Origin of the sequence: Pseudoalteromonas sp. ESRF-bin5, from assembly GCF_002632075.1 — a bacterium.
In the GTDB taxonomy this organism is placed as follows: domain Bacteria; phylum Pseudomonadota; class Gammaproteobacteria; order Enterobacterales; family Alteromonadaceae; genus Pseudoalteromonas; species Pseudoalteromonas marina.
The window spans coordinates 1-9,360 of the sequence record NZ_NTLW01000183.1; the positions used below are offsets into that span (position 1 = coordinate 1).

General features: G+C 40.1%; 10 protein-coding genes. 5 read left to right on the forward strand and 5 right to left on the reverse strand.

The features are described 5' to 3' along the window. Positions 1-870 (forward strand): alpha/beta hydrolase family protein (locus BCG07_RS11095; RefSeq protein WP_286890160.1); only part of this gene is annotated, 870 nt, incomplete at its 5' end. A gap of 201 nt (positions 871-1,071) precedes the next feature. Beyond that, on the forward strand, positions 1,072-2,709 hold the full coding sequence (locus BCG07_RS11100; RefSeq protein ID WP_243531530.1) for a methyl-accepting chemotaxis protein: 1,638 nt from the start codon (positions 1,072-1,074) through the stop codon (positions 2,707-2,709). Between the two features lie 50 nt (positions 2,710-2,759). On the opposite strand, the gene BCG07_RS11105 is transcribed toward BCG07_RS11100, so the two are convergent. The 3 genes from BCG07_RS11105 to BCG07_RS11115 form a co-directional block, all read right to left on the reverse strand. After that, positions 2,760-4,295 carry a M17 family metallopeptidase gene (locus BCG07_RS11105; RefSeq protein WP_008126542.1) on the reverse strand — a complete coding sequence of 512 codons (1,536 nt, stop codon included), beginning with the start codon at positions 4,293-4,295 and terminating at the stop codon, positions 2,760-2,762. 116 nt (positions 4,296-4,411) lie between these two features. After that, positions 4,412-5,464 carry a DNA polymerase IV gene (gene dinB, locus BCG07_RS11110; protein ID WP_243531532.1) on the reverse strand — a complete coding sequence of 351 codons (1,053 nt, stop codon included), beginning with the start codon at positions 5,462-5,464 and terminating at the stop codon, positions 4,412-4,414. Between the two features lie 73 nt (positions 5,465-5,537). Next, positions 5,538-5,714, reverse strand: coding sequence for a hypothetical protein (locus tag BCG07_RS11115; protein WP_006793665.1), 177 nt, complete (start codon positions 5,712-5,714; stop codon positions 5,538-5,540). Between the two features lie 144 nt (positions 5,715-5,858). Here BCG07_RS11115 and BCG07_RS11120 point away from each other — a divergent pair, with 144 nt between their 5' ends. The 3 genes from BCG07_RS11120 to BCG07_RS11130 all read left to right on the forward strand — a co-directional run bounded on the left by BCG07_RS11120 (position 5,859) and on the right by BCG07_RS11130 (position 8,410). Continuing rightward, positions 5,859-6,293, forward strand: a complete 435-nt coding sequence (locus BCG07_RS11120) for an acyl-CoA thioesterase (RefSeq protein ID WP_006793666.1) — start codon at positions 5,859-5,861, stop codon at positions 6,291-6,293. 9 nt (positions 6,294-6,302) lie between these two features. Further along, positions 6,303-7,355 carry an aldo/keto reductase gene (locus BCG07_RS11125; RefSeq protein WP_243531535.1) on the forward strand — a complete coding sequence of 351 codons (1,053 nt, stop codon included), beginning with the start codon at positions 6,303-6,305 and terminating at the stop codon, positions 7,353-7,355. 131 nt (positions 7,356-7,486) lie between these two features. After that, entirely contained in the window at positions 7,487-8,410 is a 924-nt protein-coding gene (locus BCG07_RS11130) for a hypothetical protein (protein ID WP_008126520.1), read from the forward strand. Here BCG07_RS11130 and BCG07_RS11135 read toward each other — a convergent pair. Both BCG07_RS11135 and BCG07_RS11140 read right to left on the reverse strand, forming a co-directional pair. Then, positions 8,367-8,981, reverse strand: coding sequence for a fumarylacetoacetate hydrolase family protein (locus tag BCG07_RS11135; protein ID WP_243531537.1), 615 nt, complete (start codon positions 8,979-8,981; stop codon positions 8,367-8,369). The genes BCG07_RS11130 and BCG07_RS11135 overlap by 44 nt on opposite strands. Before the next feature lie 19 nt (positions 8,982-9,000). Next, positions 9,001-9,360, reverse strand: a 360-nt coding sequence (locus tag BCG07_RS11140) for a response regulator (protein WP_286890164.1), incomplete at its 5' end; no start/stop codon positions are given.

The following is a 9,360-nucleotide window of genomic DNA, read 5'->3' on the forward strand; positions in this document are numbered from 1 at the left end:
TCGGCAGCACTGCGTAAAGTTAACGGCGAATTTATTACTTGGCTTGAAGAAAACAAGCTAGATAACAGCCACCCACTTACACCTTATTTGAGCAATTTAGCAACACCTGAGTATGGCACGTTAAAAGCTGACGATGGACAAATAATGCATTACCGCTTATTCAAACCAACTAATATGAGTGCAGGTAAAAAGCACCCAGTCATTGTTAACGTATACGGCGGCCCGCATGCTCAACGCGTTACAAACAGCTGGCGCAGTAAAAATTTATACTTTCAATATATGGCGCAGCAAGGTTATGTAATTTTTCAACTTGATAACCGTGGTTCGTACAACCGTGGTAAAAAGTTTGAAGACGCTATATACAAAAACCTAGGTGACGTTGAAGTAAGCGACCAAATTAAAGGCGTTGAATTTTTACGTACACTTGACTACGTAGATGCTAAACGCATTGGTATTTACGGCCATAGCTACGGTGGCTATATGGCGCTTATGACCATGTTTAAAGCTGGTGACTACTTTACTGCCGGTGTATCAGGTGCTCCGGTAACTGATTGGGCATTATACGACACTCATTACACAGAGCGTTATTTAGGTCACCCTGATACAAATGCAAAAGGTTATGAAGCTAGCGCAGTATTTCCATATACCGATGGTCTTAAGGGACCACTAATGATTTATCACGGTATGGCAGACGACAATGTATTGTTTACTCATGCAACTAAACTATTTAAACAACTACAAGACAGTGAAAAACAGTTTGAAATGATGACCTACCCAGGTTCAAAACATAGCTTGCGCGGTAAGCAAGTTCAAACTCATTTACACCAAACTATTACAAATTTCTTTAACCGTCATTTTGATGTTAAATAACAAACAGTAACTAACTTATTAAGGCTGATTTTTTAATCAGCCTTTTTTATTTAAAAAGAGTCTTAAACTCAGCCTTAGTTAAATGCCTCAAATACAGCTTTAAATTTAACCTCGAAATATAAACTAGCCCTAGATTAAACGCATATTTTTACTAAACTTATTTGGTGCACTTTTTTGTGCAAATAATTAAAGGATACGCACATGCTTAATCTTCGACGTTTTAGTATTTTTCAGCGTTTTGCTATGTTGGTTGGCATTGTTATTTTTGGCTTGATTGTATTGAGTGTTTCTAGCTTAAACAACCAATATAAAGCCCTTAAATACGAACAATACCTAAAAACACAAAATGTAGTGGAAACTGCTTATAGTATTATTGAACACTTTCACACACTTGAACAAAACAACACACTCACACAGCAGCAGGCACAAACGCAAGCAATGAATGCAATTCGTGCTTTACGCTATGACAAAACTAATTATTTTTGGATAAACAACTACCAACCAGAAATGGTAATGCACCCAATAAAACCCGCCCTTGAAGGTAAAGATTTAACTAACAATAAAGATCCAGACGGTAAAGCGTTGTTTGTTGAAATGGTTAATATTACTAAAAAAGATGGCGAAGGCTTTATTCCTTACAAATGGCCAAAACCCGGTGAAGAACAACCCGTTGATAAAGTTGCCTTTGTAAAAGGGTTTAACCAATGGCAGTGGATAATTGGCTCAGGTGTATATTTAGATACCATAGATGCTGCATTTTCGTTTCAACGTAACCTTATTATTTTAAACGCCGTAGTGATGATCATAGCTGTTATTGTGTTTAGTTACTTTATAGGGCGCAGTGTATTACTACCAACACGACTTGCCGCCAACATGATGAAAGATATTTCGCAGGGTGAAGGCGACTTAACCCGCACTTTAAATGAAGAAGGTAACGATGAAATTTCGAAGCTATCACATTCATTTAATTTATTTGTTTCAAAAATGCGTGAATCGTTGGTACATGTATCGCAAAGCGCAAACGATGTTAACGAACACGCACACACAGTTGATGACTCAACAAAAACTAGCCAATCATTCATAGAGCTACAAAACGACAGCTCGACACAAGTTGCAGCGGCAATGGAGCAAATGACCCATCAAATACATGATGTGAGCAGCAACGCAGAAGCCGCAGAGCAAGCCGCTAATGATGCGGCACATAACGCATCAACGGGTAAACACGTAGTCGCAGAAACAATAACCGCCATAGAAACACTCTCGGCAAACATCGAGACAGTAAGTCGTGTAACAGAAGACTTAGCAAATGAAAGTCAGAACATAGGCTCTGTACTGGATGTAATTAGAAGTATTTCTGAACAAACAAACCTACTCGCGCTTAATGCTGCGATTGAAGCCGCACGTGCTGGTGAGCATGGTCGGGGCTTTGCAGTCGTTGCCGATGAAGTACGTACGCTTGCCAGTAGAACAGGACAAAGCACTGACGAAATTCAATCAATGATCAGTAAACTACAAGAAGGCACCCGAGCGGCTGTAGACGCAGTTAAAGCCAGCCAAACGCTTTCTGTATCAACCGTTGAACAGGCATCCTCTGCAAATAACTCACTCAATGAAATTGAACGACTCGTATCTGTTATCACTGAAATGAACAGCCAAATTGCACGTGCAACAGAGCAGCAAACTCAAGCTGCAGATGAGGTGAACCTGCGCATTAACGATTTATCTCAATCAACTGAGCAATCGTTAGATAATACCAAGCAACTCAATAGCGCCAGTGATAAGCTCAAACAAAGTAGTACGGAGCTTTCATCTATTGTTAATCGATTCAAATTAAATTGAGTATAAAAAAAGCCCTGTTAAACAGGGCTTTTTCATTTAAGTAGTTAACTTTATAAGCAGTAACAGGCAAATAAACTAGCAACAGAAGCTGCTGTTGGTTTGCCATGTTGCCAATCACCACCTTCAACACCACTACCGGCAATATCCATATGCACGTATGGCAACGGCTGTGTAGAGTCTGTTCCGTGCTTGTCTAACCCGCCAACAACAGCTAAAAACGCCATCGGGAATTGGTGACCACGTGCCGTTACCGCAGAAGCTGCGTTATTACTTGAAAGCACATCATCCGCCAGCGTACGTGGCTTTATAAAGTCGTAATCTTCACGGCGCGATCGTGATACTTCTGCACCATCAGCCCATAAATCGCCACAATCAGCAATTTGGCGCGAAACTTTAGCAAGCCTTGCTGGGCCATTTTCTACATAGGCACCATAAGGACCCATTGCTCGTGCGGCATGACCTGTAAGCGTTGCAACGGTAAATAATGTAGGGTTAACCTCTGTTTTAGCTAAATCTTTCATTTCGCTTAGTAGATCACCCATTGCCAAGCGCCCTTCAGCATCCGTGTTACCAATACGTACGCGTACACCTTCGCGGCTTGTAATTATCTCATCAGGTACAAAACAGTCAGACCCAATTGAATTACGCACAACCGCTAGGTAAGCAATAACCTTCACACCTTCTGGTTGGTAGTCAGCCACGGCTTTCATAAACCCTGCAACCGAGGCAGCACCGCCTTTGTCACGGCTCATACCCGCCATATAACCACCCACTTTTAGATCTGCACCGCCGGTATCGTAAACTAGGCCTTTACCAACAAACATAAGAGTGCGGGTAACTTCGCCCTCAGGCACATACTCAAGCTTAACAACTCGTGGATGATGACGCTCAACCGCATAAGATGCACGCGCAACCGTACTTAACATGGGGTAATGTTTATCAATAGCCGTAATATCATCTATTACATCAACGGCTATATTTGTGCCTTTAAATAAATCAACACAATAATCAGCAAAGCGAGGTGGCGCCATGCGCTCAGGCTCGGTACCACATAAATCACGAGCAGCATACTGGCCAGCCGCAATAGCATTAACAGCTTTAACTGTTTGTGAACTCGCATTAATTAACCCAATAGTGGCTATCGGCTCAATCTCTTCGCCGTGGTACTCACGCGCTTCTAAAGGCTGCCAAAGTGCTTGGCACATACCTAAAAATGAAACTTCTAATGCATGCTGATAACGGCTATCGCCTGACAAACTTGGTAAAAACAAGGCTGGATTAACACTACCTGATAACTTGGCTTCATTGATTGCCAGTTTAGCGGCATCAAAGTAACGACGAACATCGTCGTAATCTCTATTTAGCGGCCCCGTTGGCGCTAAAATTACACGCTTATTTTCAATAACAAGTAAGGTTACCTGCTTGCCAATGCGCGCATCAATTTTTGACTGAGCTAAAACGGCATCGCGAAGAGAATTATTAGGTAATTTAGAAAAGTCATCACTTATGATGATCAGTGCGTCATGTGATGCACATTCAAGACTAGCGCTTGTTAATTGAGCTAACACAGCTTTAGGGTATGCCATAAATACAGATCCTGTTAAAAACATAGACCTTTATTATCGTCGATTTGTATATTGAAGACCAGTAAGATGCGATAAGCGTTTAATTTATCTAAAACGCTTTGTAAAAGCGTCACGCATCAATCCAAAATACTCAATTGTAAATTATGCTCAGGCTGGCTTTTAATACCAACGCCAATACCTAATAACCTAACAGGTTGCTGCAAACCACGTTGATACGCTTTAGTGAGTAACTGAACAAAAATTTCGGTATTTAATTGATGATAAGCCTGATCGGCTGAGGTCACCACAAAATTAGCAAACTTCACTTTCACACTTAATTTATTTATACGACTTTGTAATTGTTGCTTATCAAGCCTACGAGTTAATTCATCTATTAAGCTAGGGATCTGATCCAAACATTCTTGCAGACTGGTTTTATTGTATTCGTAGGTATGCTCAACACTTAAAGACTTACGTATTCTCTCGGTTGAAACGCTACCAATGTATTCTCCCGCACATTTTTGATAAAGCGACACACCAAAATTACCAACGTGTTGCTGCATCCAGTTCACCCCTTTTTCACGCACATCTTTCCCTGTATAAAGCCCTTTAAGATTTAATCTCTCTAATGTGACTTTACCCACACCGGGAATTTTTCCTAGCGGCAGCTGTTCTAAAAATGGGTCAACCTCATCAGGCAGTACAACAAATTGGCCATTTGGCTTATTTTCGTCACTGGCTATTTTGGCTATAAATTTAACTGGGGCCACACCTGCAGAAGCGGTTAGCCCTGTTGCGTTGTATATATCAGCTCTTATTTGCTGAGCAATGAGTGTCGCACTGCCTTTACACGCTTTGCTGTCAGTAACATCAAGGTAGGCTTCGTCAAGAGAAAGTGGTTCTACAAGGTGGGTGTAACGACTAAATACTTCGCGTATTTGGCTCGATATTTCTTTATAAACAGCCATACGTCCGGGCACAATAACCAAATCGGGACATAATTGCTTAGCATGGTAATTAGACATCGCAGAGCGCACGCCGAACTCTCTGGCTATATAGTTAGCGGTAGATAACACGCCACGCCGACTGTTGCCGCCAATAGCAAGCGGTACATTTGCGAGCTTTGGGTTGTCTCGCATTTCTACCGCCGCATAAAAGCAGTCCATATCTATGTGTATAAACTTTTTCATCACCACAATAAAGACTGTTTATTTATACAGTCATTATTATGTAATCCCTATTTATAATCAAGCTCAGTGGCAATTAAAAAAGACGTTTAGTGCTTTCTTGCTCTTTCATACTTCGTAGCCAAAGCAAAACTTCAAAAAAGAACCCTGCCAAAATAAGAATAATAGCACCAGAGGCGTTACCCATTGCATAACAGGTAAACGACGCTATAAAAACTAAACTAGCTAATAACCAATTAATTATATTTTGCATGTGTGTGCTCCTGTGTGTGTTTTTTAACTGTATACCAAAATCAATTGGTTACAAAGTTTTTAAAACCACCTAATTATAAATTCCCTTGAGCTCACTAGTTCATATTGATAATCTAAGTGCTTTAAAGTTAAGAGCTATAAGTACATGCAAAGGTTCAAAGATAATCACCCTATTCATACCGACATCACTGTAGCATGGGCCGACATGGATGCCCTTCAGCACGTTAACAACGTGGTATACCTGCGTTATTTTGAAATAGCCCGAATAGACTTTTTAAATAAACTAAACTTATTCGACACCATTAAACCCGGTGGAGTTGGCCCTGTTATAAGTGAAAATACTATTCGCTATAAGCGCCCCGTTACCTTTCCCGACACTCTAACTGTTGGGGTCACTATTTCAGATATTAAAACCGACCGGTTTGTAATGAATTACAGTGTATTTAGTCACGCACAAAGTGCGATAACCACCACGGGCACATCAAAAGTAGTGATGTTTGATTTTAAAACGGGTGCAAAAGCCCCCATTACAGAACCACTTTTATCAGCATTACTAAAATACGCACAAGACGAGTCATAAGGAATTCCTATGCAATACAGCCCACTTGGTAGCAGCGGGGTTAACGTTTCAAGAGTCTGTCTAGGCAGTATGACTTGGGGCGTTCAAAACACTCAACGCGACGCAGACGATCAAATAGCCTATGCATTAGAGCGTGGCGTAAATTTTATTGATACAGCTGAAATGTATGCCGTACCTCCCTCGCCTGAAACCTACGGTAAAACAGAGCAAATTATTGGCGACTGGCTTTCTCGTAATCAACAAAAACGAAGCGACATAGTACTGGCAACAAAAGTAGCGGGTAATGGCCTATCGTGGGTACGAGAGGGTGGCGATATAACCCGCCAAGCAGTTATAGAGGCGGTTGATAATTCCCTTAAGCGCTTGCAAACCGATTATATTGATTTGTACCAATTACATTGGCCTAATCGTTCAACACCGCATTTTGCAAGACAGTGGCCAGGAATACTTAAATTTAGTGATGTAGATACACAAGCTCACCAAACTGGCATGCTTGATATTTTAGAAGGCCTTAACGACTGTGTTAAAGCGGGCAAAATTAAACACTGCGGACTGTCTGATGATACACCTTGGGGTATTAGCCAGTTTGTGAGTTTGGCAAAAGAGCACAACTTGCCACGCATGGTGTCTATTCAAAATGAATTTAGCTTAGCTCATGCTAAAGATTGGCCTTATTTGATTGAGCAATGTGTACATGAAGATATTGCTTACCTGCCTTGGTCACCTTTAGCAGCCGGTTTGCTAACAGGTAAATATTTAGAGGGTGCTCGTCCAAAAGGCTCGCGGTGGAGCTTCGCACAACGTAATGGTATTTTTAGAGATACCCCTAATGCCCAACAAGCAACCAAGCTATATGCAGAGCTTGCACATGCAAATAATATGACGCCAGCACAACTTGCTCTTGCGTGGTGTAATCAGGTAGATGGAGTAACGTCTTCTATAATTGGCGCCACAACTATGGCGCAGTTAAAAGAAGACATAGACGCGTTTAATATCACTTTAAACGACGAAACCTTAACGAGCATAGGGACTATTTTCAAAAACTACCCTATGCCTTACTAACTTTAGTTTTTTAAAAGTATAAAAGCAGGTAAATCACTACCTGCTTTTTTTAACTAATAAAAAAATGATTGTTTATTATTGTTAATTACTATCTATACTAAAAGTATTACTTTTTAAAGAAAGTTTATGCAATGGTAAAACGCGTATTAATAATTAGTTTGTTATTTTCATCGTTCACGGCACTCGGTAATACTAAGCAAGCTGAGCCCATTAAAGAAATAATTTGGCTACAAAGTTACACACCTCCTTTTCACATAACTAAAAGCGATAAAGCGCCACAAGGTGGGCTTTGTGACAACTTAACAGAGCAACTAATTAACACAATTACTGATGTAAAGCATACACGGCTTGTTGTGCCACAGCAGCGTATAAATAAATATTTAAATGAAGGTAAAAATGTATGCTTTCCATGTGTTATTTATAAAAAACAAAATAATCACATACTCAAACTATCAAACCCAACCACTGTCTACCCGCCATTCTCCGTATTAACAACCACAGAATTAGCCCCAAAATTAACAAAAAAACACGGCTTACCAATTAATTTAATTAATTTATTAGCCGATCAAAACTACATTTACGGCCAAGCCGCGGCACGCAAATTTTCAAATAGAATAAACACAATTATTAGCAATACAAAACTTAATAATAGCTCGTCATTTAGCTGGAGTAGCGAAAACGAAAGCCAAGCCGTGATTGCGCGCTTAAGCCGTGGCTTTTTAGACTACTCTATTGATTACCCATTTATGGCTGACTACTTTAATAAACAAGGAAGGTTTAATAACATAACCAGTATCCCTTTGGCTGAAGAGGAAGATGGCTTTATACGAGGTGCAGTGGGTTGTGCTGTAAAAGCAAAAAATAACTTTGCAACTCAAGCAATAAAAAGGATTAACAATGCATTAAAAACAACCATTTTACAGTCACCTGAGTACATAAAAAGTCAGCATGCTTTTTTAAACCCTAGTTTTGCTGACTTCAACAAACACTATCAACAGCAGGTTATTAACTTTAAGCTACCTGCCACTGATGCTCAATCAAACACTGTTCATTAGCGTACAGAGCAACAGAAAAAGTACTGTTTTCAGCCACTTCACCAACACCTGAAGGCGTACCAGTCATGACTACGTCACCATCGTCTAAGCTCATAAACTCGCTGATTTCTTGTAAAATAGCCTCTGGTTTATTTAGCATGAAGTGAGTATCGCCTTGCTGAATAACGGCGCCGTTAATTTTTAATTCAAATTTAAAGTCATGTACGCTGCCACTTAATGCAACAAACTCACTAAAAACAACTGAGCCATCAAACGCCTTTGCGCGCTCCCATGGTAATCCTTTATTTTTTAGTTTACTTTGTACGGTGCGTTTTGTTAAATCAAGCCCAAGACCAACACCTACAAATTTTCTGTTTTTTACTACAAAGCATAACTCTGTCTCGTAGTGCAAAACATCGCCATTATGCTGGGCTCTTAGAGTGTGTGTAATTGCGCTGTTAGGTTTATTAAATAACACCATTTCATCGGGAGTTTCGTTATTTAACTCTGCAATGTGGGCTGTATAATTCCTGCCAACGCAGACGACTTTTGAAGGCGTTAATCTTTCAGAGTCTAGTGTTATAAACTGCATATAATTTAAACCTCACGCTTTAACTTATAAGTGTTTCTAATAAGCCTAAATTAATAGGTTTTAATAAAACACGATCAATATTTAAATCTTTTATCTCTTTTGGATCAGGTTCCGCACCACTCACAATAACTAATCGCAACTCAGGGTATCGCTCGTTAACCTGCTCACCTAAGTCAATTCCGCTGCCATCTGGTAAATGCATATCTAACAATACTTTATCAAATTGCTGATCGTGGTTAAGTATTTGCAAACACTGCGCACAGCTTGACGCTATTACCGTCTCTACTCCTAAGCTTTCTAAAAGCAACTGGGTTATTTGTGCAGCATCGTCATCATCTTCTACCAATAAAAAGCGCTGCCTTTTTTCACTTAGCGCTTT

Excerpts from the sequence above, each read along its gene's own strand:
- BCG07_RS11100 (WP_243531530.1), top strand. The coding sequence starts at position 1,072 with ATGCTTAATCTTCGACGTTTTAGTATTTTTCAGCGTTTTGCTATGTTG.
- BCG07_RS11105 (WP_008126542.1), bottom strand. The coding sequence starts at position 4,295 with ATGGCATACCCTAAAGCTGTGTTAGCTCAATTAACAAGCGCTAGTCTT.
- dinB (WP_243531532.1), bottom strand. The coding sequence starts at position 5,464 with ATGAAAAAGTTTATACACATAGATATGGACTGCTTTTATGCGGCGGTA.
- BCG07_RS11115 (WP_006793665.1), bottom strand. The coding sequence starts at position 5,714 with ATGCAAAATATAATTAATTGGTTATTAGCTAGTTTAGTTTTTATAGCG.
- BCG07_RS11120 (WP_006793666.1), top strand. The coding sequence starts at position 5,859 with ATGCAAAGGTTCAAAGATAATCACCCTATTCATACCGACATCACTGTA.
- BCG07_RS11125 (WP_243531535.1), top strand. The coding sequence starts at position 6,303 with ATGCAATACAGCCCACTTGGTAGCAGCGGGGTTAACGTTTCAAGAGTC.
- BCG07_RS11130 (WP_008126520.1), top strand. The coding sequence starts at position 7,487 with ATGGTAAAACGCGTATTAATAATTAGTTTGTTATTTTCATCGTTCACG.
- BCG07_RS11135 (WP_243531537.1), bottom strand. The coding sequence starts at position 8,981 with ATGCAGTTTATAACACTAGACTCTGAAAGATTAACGCCTTCAAAAGTC.